The 16,563-nt window shown below is 67.2% G+C and carries 16 protein-coding genes; 8 read left to right on the forward strand and 8 right to left on the reverse strand.

Annotated elements, in window-relative coordinates; all coding sequences use genetic code 11:
* Positions 1–8: 8 nt before the first annotated feature.
* Positions 9–479, reverse strand: a complete 471-nt coding sequence (locus tag AC1PPK_RS18350) for a MarR family winged helix-turn-helix transcriptional regulator (protein ID WP_481114455.1) — start codon at positions 477–479, stop codon at positions 9–11.
* A gap of 110 nt (positions 480–589) precedes the next feature.
* On the opposite strand from AC1PPK_RS18350, the gene badH reads away from it, so the two are divergent.
* From badH to AC1PPK_RS18375, 5 genes are all read left to right on the forward strand, one after another.
* Entirely contained in the window at positions 590–1,357 is a 768-nt protein-coding gene (badH, locus tag AC1PPK_RS18355; RefSeq protein ID WP_481114456.1) for a 2-hydroxycyclohexanecarboxyl-CoA dehydrogenase, read from the forward strand.
* A gap of 41 nt (positions 1,358–1,398) precedes the next feature.
* Positions 1,399–2,181 (forward strand): 2-ketocyclohexanecarboxyl-CoA hydrolase, encoded by a 783-nt coding sequence (gene badI / locus AC1PPK_RS18360; RefSeq protein ID WP_481114457.1) that lies wholly within the window; start codon positions 1,399–1,401, stop codon positions 2,179–2,181.
* Positions 2,182–2,251: 70 nt separating this feature from the next.
* On the forward strand, positions 2,252–3,403 hold the full coding sequence (locus AC1PPK_RS18365) for an acyl-CoA dehydrogenase family protein (RefSeq protein WP_481114458.1): 1,152 nt from the start codon (positions 2,252–2,254) through the stop codon (positions 3,401–3,403).
* Between the two features lie 88 nt (positions 3,404–3,491).
* On the forward strand, positions 3,492–4,667 hold the full coding sequence (locus AC1PPK_RS18370; protein WP_481114459.1) for an acyl-CoA dehydrogenase: 1,176 nt from the start codon (positions 3,492–3,494) through the stop codon (positions 4,665–4,667).
* A 90-nt stretch (positions 4,668–4,757) separates the two neighbouring features.
* Complete coding sequence (locus AC1PPK_RS18375) at positions 4,758–5,444, forward strand: nitroreductase (RefSeq protein WP_481114460.1); 687 nt, start codon at positions 4,758–4,760, stop codon at positions 5,442–5,444.
* A gap of 139 nt (positions 5,445–5,583) precedes the next feature.
* Here AC1PPK_RS18375 and maiA read toward each other — a convergent pair whose 3' ends face one another.
* The 6 genes from maiA to AC1PPK_RS18405 form a co-directional block, all read right to left on the reverse strand.
* Positions 5,584–6,222: a maleylacetoacetate isomerase gene (gene maiA, locus AC1PPK_RS18380; RefSeq protein ID WP_481114461.1), complete on the reverse strand. Its 639-nt coding sequence runs from the start codon at positions 6,220–6,222 to the stop codon at positions 5,584–5,586.
* Positions 6,223–6,235: 13 nt separating this feature from the next.
* A complete protein-coding gene (fahA, locus tag AC1PPK_RS18385) occupies positions 6,236–7,552 on the reverse strand; it encodes a fumarylacetoacetase (protein WP_481114462.1) in 1,317 nt (438 codons plus the stop codon).
* Positions 7,553–7,573: 21 nt separating this feature from the next.
* Positions 7,574–8,122, reverse strand: coding sequence for a VOC family protein (locus tag AC1PPK_RS18390; protein WP_481114463.1), 549 nt, complete (start codon positions 8,120–8,122; stop codon positions 7,574–7,576).
* A gap of 5 nt (positions 8,123–8,127) precedes the next feature.
* Positions 8,128–9,204 (reverse strand): 4-hydroxyphenylpyruvate dioxygenase, encoded by a 1,077-nt coding sequence (hppD, locus tag AC1PPK_RS18395; RefSeq protein WP_481114464.1) that lies wholly within the window; start codon positions 9,202–9,204, stop codon positions 8,128–8,130.
* Between the two features lie 99 nt (positions 9,205–9,303).
* Positions 9,304–10,539 carry an MFS transporter gene (locus tag AC1PPK_RS18400; RefSeq protein WP_481114465.1) on the reverse strand — a complete coding sequence of 412 codons (1,236 nt, stop codon included), beginning with the start codon at positions 10,537–10,539 and terminating at the stop codon, positions 9,304–9,306.
* A 70-nt stretch (positions 10,540–10,609) separates the two neighbouring features.
* Positions 10,610–11,410 (reverse strand): IclR family transcriptional regulator, encoded by an 801-nt coding sequence (locus AC1PPK_RS18405; RefSeq protein ID WP_481114466.1) that lies wholly within the window; start codon positions 11,408–11,410, stop codon positions 10,610–10,612.
* A 194-nt stretch (positions 11,411–11,604) separates the two neighbouring features.
* Between AC1PPK_RS18405 and AC1PPK_RS18410 the strand changes: the two genes are divergently transcribed.
* Genes AC1PPK_RS18410 through AC1PPK_RS18420 form a run of 3 tightly spaced genes read left to right on the forward strand, consistent with a single transcriptional unit; the run spans position 11,605 to position 15,136 of the window.
* Positions 11,605–12,375, forward strand: coding sequence for an enoyl-CoA hydratase (locus AC1PPK_RS18410; protein WP_481114467.1), 771 nt, complete (start codon positions 11,605–11,607; stop codon positions 12,373–12,375).
* A 4-nt stretch (positions 12,376–12,379) separates the two neighbouring features.
* On the forward strand, positions 12,380–13,894 hold the full coding sequence (locus tag AC1PPK_RS18415; RefSeq protein ID WP_481114468.1) for a 3-hydroxyacyl-CoA dehydrogenase: 1,515 nt from the start codon (positions 12,380–12,382) through the stop codon (positions 13,892–13,894).
* A gap of 39 nt (positions 13,895–13,933) precedes the next feature.
* Positions 13,934–15,136, forward strand: a complete 1,203-nt coding sequence (locus AC1PPK_RS18420; protein ID WP_481114469.1) for a 3-oxoadipyl-CoA thiolase — start codon at positions 13,934–13,936, stop codon at positions 15,134–15,136.
* 93 nt (positions 15,137–15,229) lie between these two features.
* On the opposite strand, the gene AC1PPK_RS18425 is transcribed toward AC1PPK_RS18420, so the two are convergent.
* A complete protein-coding gene (locus tag AC1PPK_RS18425) occupies positions 15,230–16,561 on the reverse strand; it encodes a voltage-gated chloride channel family protein (protein ID WP_481114470.1) in 1,332 nt (443 codons plus the stop codon).
* Between the last annotated feature and the right edge of the window lie 2 nt (positions 16,562–16,563).

Here is a 16,563-nt window from a genome sequence, read left to right on the forward strand (position 1 = left end):
CCTCGGGCTTAAAGCTGCGACATGTTGCGCTGCAGGAGGTTGATGTAATGGATGAACGCCAGCCGGTCGTCGAAGGAGAAGCCCTTCAAGGCTTCGTCGTAAAAGCTGTGAATGGGATCGGCGAGGGACTTCCACAGCTCGTTGCCCTTCGCACTGAGACGCACCTTGCGCTCGCGCCGGTCTTCGGCGCCGGTGATGCGCTCGATGAGACCGTCCCGTTCGAGGCGGTTGAGCAGGCCGGTGAGGTTCTGGCGACTCACCAGCAGGTAGCGGGACAGCTCATTGACGCTCATCCCTTCGGCCGCCTGCGGACGCGACAGCGCACCCAGCACCGACCACTGCTGGGTCGTCACGCCGAAGTCCTCGAGGGCTTGCGTGCCCTTCGTATGCAGCGTGTTGGCAGCCTGAAAAAGCCGGAAAAACAGGCGGTTGTTGATCTCAATGCCGGCGAGGCTCTTTTCGGTGGTGAGGTCGGTCATCAATGCAGGACGTTGCGGTGGATGCCGCATTGAAGCGCAAAGCAGGACGCAAACGCAACGGGGGCAGCCCCGAAACACAAACACCCAAGACACACACAAAGGAGAACAGCATGCGAGGCATCAAAGGGAAAGTCACCATCGTCACCGGCGGCGCGGGCGGCATCGGCGCCGCGATCTGCCGGCGCTTCGCGGAAGAAGGCGCGTTGGTGGCGATATTCGACATCAACAAGGACGCCGCTGAAACGGTGGTCGCCGACATCCGCGCCAAGGGCGGCAGCGCGGCCGCCTTCGGGGTGGACCTGACCAGCCAGGAATCGGTGGTCGCCGCGGTCAAGGCCGCCGAACAGCAGCTGGGCCCGACCCACATCCTGGTGAACAACGCCGGCTGGGACCACGCCGCCCCCTTCCTGAAGACCGACAAGGCCCTGTGGGACAAGATCGTCGCCGTCAATCTGTACGGCCCGCTCTACATGCACCACGCGGTACTGCCCGGCATGTACGAGCGCGGTGCCGGCAAGGTGGTGAACGTGGCCTCCGACGCGGCCCGCGTCGGCTCCTCCGGCGAAGCGGTGTACGCCTACTGCAAGGGCGGCCTGCTGTCCTACTCCAAGACCATGGCCCGCGAGCTGGCCCGCAAGCAGATCAACGTCAACGTGGTGTGCCCCGGCCCCACCGACACCGCGCTGTTCCGCGACTTCGCCGGCGAAGGCGAACAAGGCGAGAAGCTCAAGGGCGCGCTGGCCAAGGCCATCCCCTTCGGCCGCCTCGGCCAGCCGGAAGACCTGCCCGGCGCGGTGCTGTTCCTCGCCAGCGACGATGCGTCCTTCATCACCGGCCAAGTCATCAGCGTGTCCGGCGGCCTCACGATGGCGGGTTGAGCGCGCCCCAAACCCCACAAAGATACTCAAGGAGACACAACATGGAATACCGCGACATCCTCTACACCAAGGCTGACGGCATTGCGACGATCACCATCAACCGCCCGAAGCAGTTCAACGCCTTCACCGCCAACACCTGCGAGGAGATGATCAACGCCTTCAAGGATGCCGACTACGACCGCAGCATCGGCGTGGTGGTCCTCACCGGCGCCGGCGAAAAGGCCTTCTGCACCGGCGGCGACCAGGGCACCCAGGACGGCGGCTACGGCGGTCGCGGCACCATCGGCCTGCCCATCGAGGAAGTGCAGAGCGCCATCCGCGACTGCAACAAGCCGGTCATCGCCCGCGTCAATGGCTACGCCATCGGCGGCGGCAACGTGCTGGTCACCATCTGCGACCTGGCCATCGCCTCCGACAACGCCCAGCTCGGCCAGGCCGGCCCGCGCGTCGGCTCCGTCGATCCCGGCTTCGGCACCGCCCTGCTCGCCCGCGTCGTCGGCGAGAAGAAGGCCCGCGAAATCTGGTACCTGTGCCGCCGCTACACCGCCCAGGAAGCCCTGCAGATGGGCCTGGTCAACGCCGTGGTGCCCCAGGACCAGCTCGACGCGGAAGTGAAGAAGTGGTGCGACGAGATCGTCGAGAAGAGCCCGACCGCCATCGCTCTGGCCAAGAAGTCCTTCAACGTGGATACCGAAATGATCCGCGGCATGGGCGGCCTGGCCATGCACGCCCTCAAGCTGTACTACGAGACCCCGGAGTCCGCCGAAGGCGGCAACGCCTTCCGCGAGAAGCGCAAGCCCGAGTTCCGCAAGTACGTGCGCTGAGTTTCGTGCGCGGGGGCGCCGTCCGCCCCCGCCGCGAGCGCGCCCCCCAGCTCCCAACCGGACACGCATCATGATCAGAGACCAGGAAACCCTCAATCTGCTGCTCGACACCATTTCCCGCTTCGTGCGGGAACGGTTGATCCCCCACGAGGCCATCGTCGCCGACACCGACCGGATTCCCGATGAACTGATCCAGGAGATGCGCGAACTGGGCCTGTTCGGCCTGTCCATCCCCGAGGAACACGGCGGCATGGGCCTGACAATGGAAGAAGAAGTGCTCGCCACCTTCGAGATCGGCTACACCTCGCCATGCTTCCGCTCGCTGTTCGCCACCAACAACGGCATTGGCGGCCAGGGCATCATCATCGACGGCAGCGACGCCCAGAAGGCCCATTACCTGCCCCGGCTCGCCACCGGGGAGATCATCGGCTCCTTCGCGCTGACCGAGCCCGACAGCGGCTCCGACGCCGCCAGCCTGCGTACCACCGCCGTCCGCGACGGCGACTTCTACGTGCTCAACGGCACCAAGCGCTACATCACCAATGCCCCCGAAGCCGGCATCTTCACGGTGATGGCCCGCACCGACTCCGCCAAAAAGGGCGCCGACGGCATCTCCGCCTTCATCGTCGAAGCGGGCACGCCGGGCCTGTCCCTCGGTCCAATCGACAGGAAGATGGGCCAGAAAGGCGCCCACATCTGCGACGTGATCTTCGAGGACTGCCGCATCCCGGCCGCCAACCTGATCGGCGGCAAGGAAGGCGTCGGCTTCAAGACCGCCATGAAGGTTCTCGACAAGGGCCGCATCAACATCGCCGCGGTATCGGTCGGCGTCGCCCGCCGCATGCTCGACGACGCGCTGCGCTACGCCTGCGAGCGCAAGCAGTTCGGCAAGCCGATCGCCGAATTCCAGCTGGTCCAGGCCATGCTGGCCGACAGCAAGGCCGAGCTCTATGCCGCCCAGTGCATGGTGGTGGACGCCGCCCGCCGCCGCGACCAGGGCCTCGACGTGGGCACCGAAGCGGCCTGCGCCAAGATGTTCGCCTCCGAGATGTGCGGCCGCGTCGCCGACCGGGCGGTGCAGGTCTTCGGCGGTGCCGGCTACCTGGCCGAGTACGGCATCGAGCGCTTCTACCGGGACGTGCGCCTGTTCCGCATCTTCGAAGGCACGACGCAGATCCAGCAGCTGGTGATCGCCCGCAACATGATCCGCGAACACACCTGAGACGTGCCGGCAGCGCCCCGCCCCTTTATCCTTCACGAATAATTCGCTAAATACACAAACTCGAAACGCCGCACACAAGGAAGAGACGATGATGAATTTCAAATGGGACGACCCGCTGCTCCTCGACCTCCAGCTCACCGAAGACGAGCGCATGATCCGCGACACCGCCCAAGCCTATTGCCAGGACAAGCTGGCCCCGCGCGTCCTCGAGGCCTTCCGCAACGAGCACACTGACCTGGCGATCTTCCGCGAGATGGGCGAACTGGGCCTGCTCGGCCCGACGATTCCCGAGGAATACGGCGGCGCCGGCCTCAATTACGTGAGCTACGGCCTGATCGCCCGCGAGGTGGAACGGGTGGATTCCGGCTACCGCTCGATGATGAGCGTGCAGTCATCGCTGGTGATGGTGCCGATCAACGAGTTCGGCAACGAAGCCACCAAGCGCAAGTACCTGCCCAAGCTCGCCACCGGCGAGTGGATCGGCTGCTTCGGCCTCACCGAACCCAACCACGGCTCCGACCCCGGCTCCATGATCACCCGTGCCCGCAAGGTGGATGGCGGCTACAGCCTCACCGGCAGCAAGATGTGGATCACCAACAGCCCGGTGGCCGACGTGTTCGTGGTGTGGGCCAAGGACGACGAAGGCAAAATCCGCGGCTTCGTGCTCGAAAAGGGCTGGAAGGGCCTGTCCGCCCCGGCCATCCACGGCAAGGTCGGCCTGCGCGCGTCGATCACCGGCGAGATCGTCATGGACGAGGTGTTCTGCCCCGAGGAAAACGCATTCCCCGAAGTGCGTGGTCTCAAGGGCCCCTTCACCTGCCTCAACTCGGCCCGCTACGGCATCGCCTGGGGCGCCCTCGGCGCGGCGGAAGACTGCTGGCACCGGGCCCGCCAATACACGCTGGACCGCAAGCAGTTCGGCCGCCCGCTGGCCGCCAACCAGCTGATCCAGAAGAAGCTGGCCGACATGCAGACCGAGATCACCCTCGGCCTGCAGGGTTGCCTGCGCCTGGGCCGCATGAAGGACGAGCACATCGACGCGGTGGAGATCACTTCCATCATGAAGCGCAACTCCTGCGGCAAGGCGCTGGACATCGCCCGCCAGGCCCGCGACATGATGGGCGGCAACGGCATCTCCGACGAGTTCGGCGTGGCCCGCCACCTGGTGAACCTGGAAGTGGTGAACACCTACGAGGGCACCCATGACATCCACGCGCTGATCCTCGGCCGCGCCATCACCGGCATCGCCGCCTTCGCCAACTGACCGGCGCGCCGGCTCACACCGTCTCCACTTGGCCCGCGTCGGCTGACGGCAGGGTGCTGCCCCGCACCCTGCCCCTTTTTTGGAGTTGCCATGTCCTTCGACACCGAAACCTGCTTCGACCGGGTGGCCGAGGCCCGCAAGTCGATCCGTGCCTTCCTGCCCACGCCCGTGGCACGGGAGACCATCGAGGCGATCCTCAAGGTTGCGGCCCGTGCGCCGTCCGGCAACAACATCCAGCCCTGGCGCCTCCACGTCGTCACCGGCGGCCTGCGCCAGCAGCTGGTGGATGAGGTTTGCGCCGCCTTCGATGCGGCCGATGCCAGCCACCAGGCCGAGTATCACTACTACCCGACCCAGTTTTCCGAACCCCACCAGAGCCGCCGCCGCAAGCTCGGCGGCGACCTGTACCGCCTGCTGGACATTCCCCGCGGCGACAAGGCGCGCATGCACGCGCAGACGCGGCGCAACTTCACGTTCTTCGACGCACCGGTCGGCCTGATCCTGACCATCGACCGCCGCCTTGCCCAGGGCAGCTGGATCGACTGCGGCATGCTGCTGCAGAACATCCTCCTCGCCGCCACCGCCCGCGGCCTCGCCACCTGCGCCCAGGCAGCGTGGATCGACTACCACCGCATCATCGGCCGGCTGCTGGAGTTCGATGAGAACGAACAACTCGTCTGCGGCATCGCGCTGGGCTACGCCGATCCCGACGCCCCTGAGAACGGGCTGGAAAGCGAGCGGGCGCCGCTGGAGGAATTCGTGCGCTTCCACAGCTGAAGCTGCGGCAGCACATCAACTGCCCTCCGAATATCTCCCTCCCCGTCGTCGTTGAAGGTCGACGGAACCTTTGCCGGTGAGCCCTCGACAGCTCACCGGCCTTCTTTTTTCATGCAGTGGACTGCGCCTGCGCTCGTTCCTACTCCGCATCCGGCTGGGCGGCCGGCGCGGCGCGCTGGAAGGCATCCAGCGCCATACACTGTTCCACAATGCGCATCACCCTCGGCACATGGTCCAGCCGGCAGGCGAAGCGCCGGGCATTGAAGACCTGAGGCACCAGGCAGCAATCGGCAAGAGTCGGCGCATCGCCGTGGCAGAAGGCGCCGGTGCGTGGATCGTCGAGCAGGCTCTCCACGATGGCCAGCCCCTTCTCGACCCAGTGGCGATACCAGGCGTTCCTGCCCTGCTCTTCCATGCCGAGTTCATCCCGAAGGTAGTTGAGGACGCCCAGGTTATTGAGCGGGTGAATCTCGCAGGCGATGGTCTGCGCGATGGCACGGATACGCGCCCGCTCAAACGCGCAGCCCGGCAACAAGGGCGGCGTCGGGTGAAGCTCGTCCAGGTACTCGATGACCGCCAGGGATTGCGTGACGACGCGGCCATCGTCGACCAGCGCCGGCAGCAGGCCCGCCGGATTCACGGCCAGGTAGGCGTCGCTGCGCTGCTCGCCCCTGACCAGATGCACCGGCACGCTGTCGTAATCCAGCCCCTTGAGATTCAGTGCGATCCGCACCCGGTAGGACGCGGAGCTGCGGAAATAGCTGTAGAGCTGTCGCATGGCGCTCTCCTCCTCAACTCACAGCCGGCAGCACCCGGCCCGTGAGCTCGCCGAAACCGATACGCGCGGCGCCCGGTTTCTCGCACCAGGCACGCATGACGACCGTGTCGCCATCCTCGAGGAAGGTGCGCGCTTCGCCGTTGGGAAGCACGACCGGCCGCTTGCCGCCGCCTGTCAGCTCAAGCAACGAGCCCGCTTCCTCAAGCGTCGGCCCCGACTGCGTGCCGCTGCCCAGCAGGTCGCCGGGCCGCAGGTTGCAGCCGTTGACCGTATGGTGGGCGACCATCTGAGCGAGGGTCCAATAGGCGTGCCGGAAGCTGGTCCGCGACAGGGGCCCGGGCGGCGCACCCGCGTCATGCATCCGGGTCGTCTCGAGCAGCACCTGGAGCTGGATGTCGAAGGCGCCGCTTGCCCGGTTTGCCGCCGACTCCAGATAAGGCAGCGGCTGGGGATCTTCATCCGGCCGTTGCCAAGGCACGCGATACGGCGCCAGCGCTTCCAGCGTAACGACCCACGGTGAGATCGTCGTCGCAAAACTCTTCGACAGGAAAGGGCCCAGCGGTTGGTATTCCCAGGCCTGCAGGTCGCGCGCCGACCAGTCGTTGAGCAGGCACAGGCCGAAGACGTGTTCGTCGGCCGCATCGAGCGGAATGGGTTGCCCGATCTCGTTGCCGCAGCCTATGAAGACCCCGAGTTCCAACTCGTAGTCCAGACGCTGGCTCGGCCCGAAGCGCGGGGTGTCAGCCCCTGCAGGCAGCGTCTGGCCGAGGGGACGGGCGAAAGCCTGCCCGGACACCCCGATAGATGAACTGCGCCCGTGGTAACCGATGGGCACCCACTTATAGTTGGGCAGCAGCGGGTTGTCGGGACGGAACAGCCGGCCGACGCGGGTTGCGTGGTGGATCGACGTGTAGAAATCGGTGTAGTCGCCGATGGTCGCCGGTAGCGTGTATTCGGCTTCGGCCTGTGGTATCAGGCAGTCCCGCAGTACCGGCTCGGCCTCCGAGCCGGCGCGCAGAAGGCGGGAAAGCGCCAGGCGCAGCGCGGACCATTTGGCCGCGCCCAAGGCCATCAAGGGGTTGAGGCTCTCGCCGGTACAGGCCCTGGCCGCTTCGGCCGCCTCGCCGGCAAAGACGCCGCGGGCTCCGGCAGCCGCCAGATCGAAAAGCAGGTCGCCGATGGCCACACCAATGCGCCACGCCTCCGCTGTGCCACTCCGTCGATACGCCGCAAAGGGCAGGTTCTGGATCGGAAAGTCGCCGTTGGCAGCATTCGCCGATGTCACCCAGCTCTGCAGCGCCGGATCATGGGTTTCATTCAGCAGGCTCATGGTCTGGATTCCCGGTGGCGATCAGCTCTCGGTCGCACCGGCCCCGCCACCGGCGTGCAGCCACGCCGCATGCTCAGGCGCCCGCTTCGTCACCGCCCACTCGTCCAGCATGGCCTGCTTCACGTCGTCCAGCTTCTGCAGCATCTCGGGCGTCGCGGTATTGGCCGCCAGCTCCAGGCGATGGCCATTGGGGTCGAAGAAGTAGATGGACTTGAAGAGGGTGTGGTCGATGGGGCCCAGCACGTCGATGCCATCAGCTTCCAGCCTGGCCTTGGTGGCCAGCAGGGTGTCCACCGAATCAACTTCCATCGCCAGATGCTGGACCCAGGCCGGGGTGTTGGGGTCGCGCCCCATCGGCGGCTGGGCCGGCAGTTCGAAGAAGGCCAGGATGCTGCCCTGGCCCGCGTCCAGGAAGACGTGCATGTAGGGGTCGGGCTGCTTGGTGGACGGCACTTCGTTCTCCGCGATGGCCAGTACGAACTTCATGCCCAGGTGCTTTCCGTACCATTCGACGGTCTGCTTGGCATCGATGCAGCGGTAGGCCGCATGGTGAATCCGCTTGATCAGCATTTCATCTACTCCGCAGTCAGTGCGCCACGCCGGAGCTGGTCGCGCTCCAGGGATTCGAACAAGGCCTTGAAGTTGCCTTCGCCGAAGCCTTCGTCGTGCTTGCGCTGGATGAACTCGAAGAACACCGGCCCGAGCAGCGTCTCGGAAAAGATCTGCAGCAGCAGGCGCGTCTCGCCGCCGGATGTGGAGCCGTCGAGCAGGATGCCCCGCGCCTGCAGTTCGGGCACCGGCTCGCCGTGGCCGGGCAAACGTTCCTCCAGCATCGCGTAGTAGATGTCGTTGGGCGCGCTCATCAACGGAATTCCCGCCATCTGCAGTGCATCGACGCTGGCGATGAGGTCGTCGGTGAGGAGCGCCACGTGCTGGATGCCCTCGCCGTTGAACTTCATCAGGAACTCCTCGATCTGGCCAGCGCCCTTGCCCGCCTCCTCGTTGAGGGGAATGCGGATCAGACCATCCGGCGCTGTCATGGCGCGGGACGTAAGGCCGGTGTATTCCCCCTTGATATCGAAGTAGCGGATCTCGCGGAAGTTGAAGAGCTTCTGATAGAAACCGGCCCAGAAGGCCATGCGACCGCGGTAGACGTTATGGGTGAGGTGATCGATATGGGTGAAGCCGTGGCCCTGCGGATGGCGCTCTACTCCGGGCAGGAATTCGAAATCGATGTCGTAGATGGACTTGCCGTCGTCAAAGCGATCGATCAGGTACAGCGGCGCGCCGCCGATACCCTTGATGGCCGGCAGGCGCAGCTCCATCGGCCCGGTGGGAATGTCGATTGGCTGGGCGCCCAGCTCAAGCGCCCGCGCATAAGCCCGATGGGAATCCCGCACGCGGAAGGCCAGCCCGCAGGCCGAGGGGCCGTGCTCGGCGGCGAAATAGCTGGCGATGCTGCCAGGCTCGCGATTGACGATGAGATTGATGTCCCCTTGGCGATACAGCACCACGTCTTTGGAGCGATGCCGCGCGACGAGGGTGAAGCCCATCTTTTCGAACAGGGGCTCGAGCACATTGGGCGTTGGCGACGCGAACTCGACGAATTCAAAGCCCATCAAGCCCATCGGGTTGTCGAACAGATCCGGCATGAGCGCCTCCTTCCCGGTTGCGGGCAAGCCCGGAACGACCGTTCCGGCCTGCCCTTCACGCTCTAGACATCGGCCTTCCGCATAAGCTCCCCGATTTTCTCAATGCCCCTGGCGGGCACCCAACAAGGGAATGAAGCTCAGCACCTGGGCAAGCAGCAGCAACCCGAAGGCGAGCTGCATCGCCAGCGCCGCCTCGAAGCCGCCGGCACGCAGGCTGTCGAACAGGCCGCCCAGGCCCCACTGCACCGCAAAGGCGCCGGCGAACGCCAGCAGGTTGATGCTCGCCGTCGCCCGCCCGGACAACTGCAAGGGAAACAGGCCAGCCACCACACCGTACATCTGCGCGCTGGTCGCCGCGACCGCGCCAAGCGTCGCCCACAAGGCCAGCGTCGGCCCGATGCGCGCGATGATCAGCGCCTCCACCACCATCGTCAGAAACAGCCCGACCTGCATCAGGCGCAGCGGCGTGACGCCCTGGTGCGCCAAGCGGGCCATCAGCGCGCCAATGGAAAGCTGCCCGACCAGCATGCCGATGTTGAGCCAGAACAGGTGGTCGGCGGCATGGGCACGGGTGTAGCCATTGGCGTGCATCAGGTAGGGCACCGCCCACAGCCCCTGCAGCGCCATGAAACCACCGGTGAAGAAGGCCGACTGCCCGGCGTAGCGCCAGAAGGCCGGCGTCTTCAGCACGCGGATCACCCCTTTCAGCGCTAGCTGCAGCCCACCGCCCGCATGGGCCGGCTGTTCCGGCACGCGGAAGAAGATCACCACCGCCCCCACGGCCGCCAGTGCCGCCACTGCCCAGAAGGCACCGCGCCAGCCGATGTAGGGCAGCACGGCGTGCAACGGCACCGACACCGTCACCGCGCCGAGGGCGCCGCTGGACATGATGAAGCCGGTCATCGAAGCCAACCGCTCCCGCGGGAACCACTGCATGAAGGCCTTCAATCCCCCCATCAGGCAGGCGGACACGCCGAGGCCGATCAGGCCGCGCCCGCTGGCCAGTGTCGGCAGATCCTGCCCGGTGGCGAACACCGCCGCCCCCAGCGCGGTAAGCAGCAGCAGGCCCGCCTCGACGCGGCGCGGCCCGTAGCGGTCAAGGGCGATGCCGACCGGGATCTGGGCCAGCCCGAAGGACAGGAAGTAGGTGCTGGTCAGCAGGCCCAGGTCCGCCGCGCTGAGGTTCAGCTCCCGCGTCAGGTCCGGCGAGATCACCGCGTTGACGGTGCGCATCATGTAGGACAGGAAATAGCCCAACGCAAAGGGCAGGAAGACCCGCCCGATCAGGAAGGCCCGCGACGGCGCCGGCAGTTCGCATGCGGCTTCGGCCGTCATAGTCGCGCTCCGATCCGGGCGACACGCGGGCCGGCACAGGGCCGCCGCTTTGCATTCTGCAGCGCCATGTTCAGGCCCGCCCCAGGTCGGCTTTCACCTTGTTCGCCAGCGCCACCAGGCGTGGGCCGATGTCCGCCTCCAGCCGCTCCCGTGGCAGCAGGAAGGCCGGGCCACCGCAGTTAAAGGCCATCGCCCGCTCCCCTTCCACGCCGAGCAGCGGCACGCCCACCGCATGCACGTCCTTCTGCCATTCGCCGGCCGACACACAGAAACCCCGCTCCTCGTAGGAACGGAAGGCCTCCTCGATGCCCGTCTTGACGCGCGGCCAGTTCTCCTCGTCCTTCTGGCGGATGTGGTCCATCAGGTAATCCCGCTCGGACTGCGGCAGGCCGCACAGCAGCGCGCGTCCCATCGCGGTGGTGGCCAGCGGAATGCGCGAGCCCACGTCGAGGCGCAAGGTGACGTTGGCCGTGCTACGGCAGGTCTCGATGTACACCATGTTGAGGCGGTCCCGCGCGCCGATGGACACCGAGGCCTGGGAATACTCGGCCAGTTCCTCCATCGCCGGCCGGGCGATCTGCCGCACGTCCAGGTTGGACAGCAGGGCGTAGCCCAGGGACAGCACGCCGGAGGCCAGCTGGTAGGTGCCGCGGCGCTCCGAATAGGCCAGGTAACCGAGCTTGGTCAGCGTGTGGGTCAGGCGCGATACGGTGGCCTTCGGAATCCCCGCCCGGCGCGCCAGCTCCGCGTTGGTCAGATAAGGCTCGCCGGGCCGGAAGCAGCGCAGCAGCTCCAGCCCCCGCGCCAGAGCATTCACGAACTGGCGGTCCTTGCTCTCTTCGTCGTCGTCGAACTTCTGGGTGTCGTCCATCGCCTTCTGCCGGCTCACAAGAATGAACCCGAGATTCGCACAGCGGAACACTGACGTCAATTTTTTGGAACACGGGTTCGCACAGCAGAACAAACCCCGTTTACAGCCCCTTCGAAACTCGCTAAGGTTTGCTCATGTTCCATTTTTAAATACACGGTTCCGCACAGCGGAACACATATAAATCGGGGATTCGCATGAACGAAGTTGTCGTCGAACGCCCGGCGCCCCATGTGGCCGTGATCCGCATGAACCGCCCGGAAGCCCGCAACGCCCTCAACCAGGCCGTCCGCAGCGGCCTGGCCGAGCACTTCGCAGCCCTCGGCGCCGATCCGGACGTCCGCGCCATCGTCCTCACCGGCGGCGACACCGTCTTCGCCGCCGGCGCCGACCTGCGCGACCTGGCCGACCGGGGCGCCATCGAGATCCTGCTGCGCAACAACCACCTGCTGTGGCAGGCCGTCGCCGACTGCCCGAAACCGGTGATCGCCGCCGTCAACGGCCTCGCCTGGGGCGGCGGCTGCGAGCTGGCGATGCACGCCGACCTGATCGTTGCCGGCGAAAGCGCCTCCTTCTGTCAGCCCGAAGTGAAGGTCGGCGTGATGCCCGGCGCCGGCGGCACCCAGCGCCTGAGCCGCGCGGTCGGCAAGTTCAAGGCCATGAAGATGGTGCTGACCGGCCTGCCGGTATCGGCCCGCGAAGCCGACGCGATGGGCCTCGTCAGCGAGGTGGTGGCGGATGCCGACGTGCAGACCCGCGCGCTGGAACTGGCCGCGCTGATCGCCCGCCGCCCGCCACTGGCCGTCACGCAGATCAAGGAAGTGCTGATCGCCGGCGCCGACGCCGCCCTCGACACCGGCCTGATGCTCGAACGCAAGGCCTTCCAGCTGCTCTTCGCCAGCCGCGACCAGAAGGAAGGCATGCACGCCTTCCTCGACAAGCGCGAACCGCAATTCACGGGGGAATGAGCCCATGAACACCACTACCGAAACCCTCGTGATCGGCATCGTCGGCACCGGCCTGATGGGCCGCGGCATCGCCCAGATCGCCGCCCAGGCCGGCATCACCGTCCGCCTGTTCGACAACCGCGCCGACGCCGCCACCGAAGCCCGCGAGGCCATCGCCGCGACCCTCGGCAAGCTGGCCGACAAGGGCAAGCTCGACGCCGCCGCGCTGGACGCCGCCATCGGCCGCCTGCACGTGGCCGACTCCCTCGCCGGGCTGGCCGGCTGCGGGGTCGTCGTCGAAGCCATCGTCGAGAACCTCGACGCCAAGCGCACGCTGTTCCGCCAGCTTGAAGATGTCGTCGGCGACGACTGCCTGCTCGCCACCAACACCTCGTCCCTGTCGGTGACCGCGATCGCCAGCGCCTGCCGATTACCCGGCCGGGTCGGTGGCTTCCATTTCTTCAGCCCGGTGCCGCTGATGAAGGTGGTCGAGGTGATCGATTCCGAACTCGGCGAAGCCTGGGTCGGCGACACCCTCACTGCCCTCGCCCGGCGCGTCGGCCACCGCCCGATCCGCACCCGCGACACGCCGGGTTTCGTGGTCAACCACGCCGGCCGCGCCTACGGCACCGAAGCCTTGCGTATCCTCGGCGAAGGCATCGCCGAGCCGGCCGCCATCGACCGCATCCTGCGTGCCGCCGGCTTCCGCATGGGGCCTTTCGAGCTGTTCGACATGATCGGGCTGGACGTCTCCCAACCGGTGATGGAGTCCATCTACGACCAGTATTACCAGGAGCCGCGCTACCGCCCGTCGCCGATCACCCGCCAGCGCCTCGCCGCCGGCCTGCTCGGGCGCAAGAGCGGCCGCGGCTTCTACGCCTACGAGGACGGCAAGGCCGTCGTGCCGCCGCTCCCCGCCGCTCCCACTGCCGGCAGCACGCCGATCTGGGTCAGCGCCGGCCCCCCCCTGCTGCGCGAACAAGTGGTGGCAGTTCTGCGTGCGGGCGGCGGCGTCATCGACGCAGGAGAACGGCCGGCAGCCAGCTCGGCCTGCATTGTGATGCCGTTGGGCTGCGATGCGACCACGGCGGCGCTCGACGAACAGCTCGACCCCCGCCGCAGCATCGCCCTCGATCCGATCCTGATCGACCGCCAGCTCACGCTGATGACCACGCCGATCACCGAGCCGGCCAGCCGCGACGCCGTATGGGGCGCCCTCGGCGGTGCCGGCCTGCCGCTGACGGTGATCCACGACAGCGCCGGCTTCGTCGCCCAGCGGGTGCTCGCGATGATCGTCAACATCGGCTGCGACATCGCCCAGCAACGCATCGCCGCGCCGGCCGACATCGACGACGCGGTGACCCTCGGCCTCGGCTACCCGAAAGGCCCGCTGGCCCTCGGCGACAGCCTCGGTGCCGACACCGTGCTGCGCATCCTCGACGGCCTGCACGACTTCTACCGGGACCCCCGCTACCGCCCCAGCCCGTGGCTGCTCCGCCGGGCCCGCCTCGGCGTGTCCCTGCTGACGCCCGAAGTCTGACCCCTGCTCCACCATTCAAGAACATCAAGGACGACAACCATGCTCGACGCCTACATCTACGCCGGTCTGCGCTCCCCGATCACCCGCCACGCCGGCAAGCTCGCCAACGTGCGCCCCGACGACCTCGCCGCCACAGTGATCCGCGAGCTGCTGGCCCGCAGCAGCTTCAAGCCCGAGGACATCGAGGACGTGGTGCTCGGCTGCACCTGCCAGTCCGGCGAAGACGGCCGCAATGTCGGCCGTCACGCGGCGCTGCTCGCCGGACTGCCCGCCAGCGTGCCCGGCCAGGCGGTCAACCGCCTGTGCGGCAGCGGCCTCGCCGCAGTGCTCGACACCGCCCGCGCAGTGAGCTGCGGCGAAGGCCAGCTCTACGTGGCAGGCGGCGTGGAGAGCATGACCCGCGCCCCCTTCGTCGTCGCCAAGTCGGAGTCCGCCTTTGGCCGCGACTTCAAGGTCTTCGACACCACCATCGGCGCCCGCTTCCCCAACCCGAAGCTGATCGAGGCCTACGGCAACGACTCCATGCCCGAAACGGCGGACAACCTGGCCACAGAGTTCGGCATCGGCCGCGAGGAATCCGACCGCTTCGCCGCCGCCTCCCAGGCCAGATATGCCGCCGCCAAAGCCGACCGCTTCTACGAAGGCGAGATCCTGCCGATCGCCGTGCCGACCGGCCGCAAATCGCCGCCGGCAATGGTCTTCGAGGACGAGCATCCCCGTCCCGAGAGCACCTACGACAGCCTGTCCGGCCTAAAGCCGCTGTTCGCCGGCGGCGTGGTGACGGCCGGCAACGCTTCCGGCATCAACGATGGCGCCGCCGCGCTGCTGGTCGGCAACGCGGCCATTGGCGACAAGGCCGGCGTCCGCCCGCTGGCGCGCATCCTGGCAGGCGCAGTCAGCGGCGTGGCGCCGCGCATCATGGGCATCGGCCCGGCCCAGGCGATCCCGAAGGCACTGGAACGCGCCGGCCTGCACCTCGCCGACGTGGATCTCATCGAGATCAACGAAGCCTTCGCCACCCAGGTGCTGGCCTGCCTCAAACTGCTCGGCCTGTCCGCCGACGACCCGCGGGTCAATCCCAACGGCGGCGCCATCGCCATCGGCCACCCCCTCGGCGCCTCCGGAGCGCGCCTGGCCTACAGCGCCGCGCGGGAACTGCACCGGCGTGGCGGGCGCTACGCGGTGGTCAGCCTGTGCATCGGCGTCGGGCAAGGCATCGCGGTGGTGCTGGAGCGGGTCTGAGGCCAGCACCGGGGTCGGTTGCGGCCGAACCCGGAACTCAAGCTCCGGCCCCCCGTGCGTCGAAGGACGGCACGGGGGCTGCACGGACCAAGCTCAGTGATTGTCGCCCGGCGGCGTTTCGGCGGAGGAGTCCCGGGCGCGGAGGCTCCGCGCCTTCCGATAGGCGGGCAACTCGCCAAGCTTCATCCCGGTCGGTGGCGGCCGGTGCTTGCCCTGTCCCACGCGCTGGGATCGGTAGATGCCCGTGTGCCCCGAGAAGAGATAGCTCACCACGCAGGCAATTGCAGCGAACACGCCAATCTCCGAACCGAAGATCTCCATGGCCATCAGCGTCGAGGCGATCGGCGTATTGGCGGCGCCCGCAAAGACCGCGACGAAGCCGATGCCAGCCAGCAGCGCGAAGGGCATGTCGAGCAAGGGCGCCAGCGCATTGCCGAGCGTCGCGCCGATGTAGAACAGCGGCGTCACCTCGCCCCCCTTGAAGCCGCTGCCCAGCGACGCGACCGTGAAGCCCAGCTTGGCGATGAAATCGAGCGGCGACAGGGGATGCTGGAAGGCCTCGACGATCACCGGGATGCCGAGGCCAAGATAACGCTCCGCGCTCAACCACCAGGCGACCGCGGCGATGAGCGCACCGCCGATCAGCGGCCGCAGCGGCGCATAGGCAATGCGCGCCTTCATCCAGCCACCCAGAACGTGGGTCGAATCGGCGAACAGCTTGCCGGCCAGGCCGAAGACCACGCCGGCCAGGATCATCGCCACCAAGCCCCAGGCCGAGAAGGCCGGGATATGGGGAATGACGTAGTGAGTATGCTGGATCCCCCACAGCAGGCCCACCTGCTCGGCGACGATGGCCGACACCACGCAGGCCAGGATCGCGTCGTAATGCAGGCGGCCGATGGCCAGCACCTCCAGCCCGAAGATGGCGCCGGCGAGCGGCGTGCCGAACACCGACGAAAAGCCAGCGCTGATGCCGGCCATCAGGATGATGCGCCGGTCCTCGTGCCGCAGCCGGAACAGCTGCGTGAGCTGATCGGCGAGCGCGCCGCCCATCTGCACCGCAGTCCCTTCCCGCCCCACCGAGGCGCCGAACAGGTGGGACACTACGGTTCCTCCCAGCACCAGCGGCGCCATGCGGAACGGGATGACCTTCTTTGGATCGTGGATCTCGTCGATCAGCAGGTTGTTGCCTGCCTCGACACGCTGCCCGAAACGCAGGTAGAGCCAGCCCACCGCGAAGCCGGCCAGGGGCAGGAAGCCGATCAGCCACGGGTAGCGGATGCGCGTGGCGGTGGCCCATTCCAGCGCGTACAGGAAGAAGGCCGACGCCGTGCCGGCCAGGGCGGCGACGGCGCTGGCCAGCAGGATCCACTTCCCGAGATAGGGAATCAGATCGATCTGTTCGAGTTGCTTGAGTCGTTTCATGC

It is taken from the genome of Zoogloea sp. JDB1, assembly GCF_056724025.1.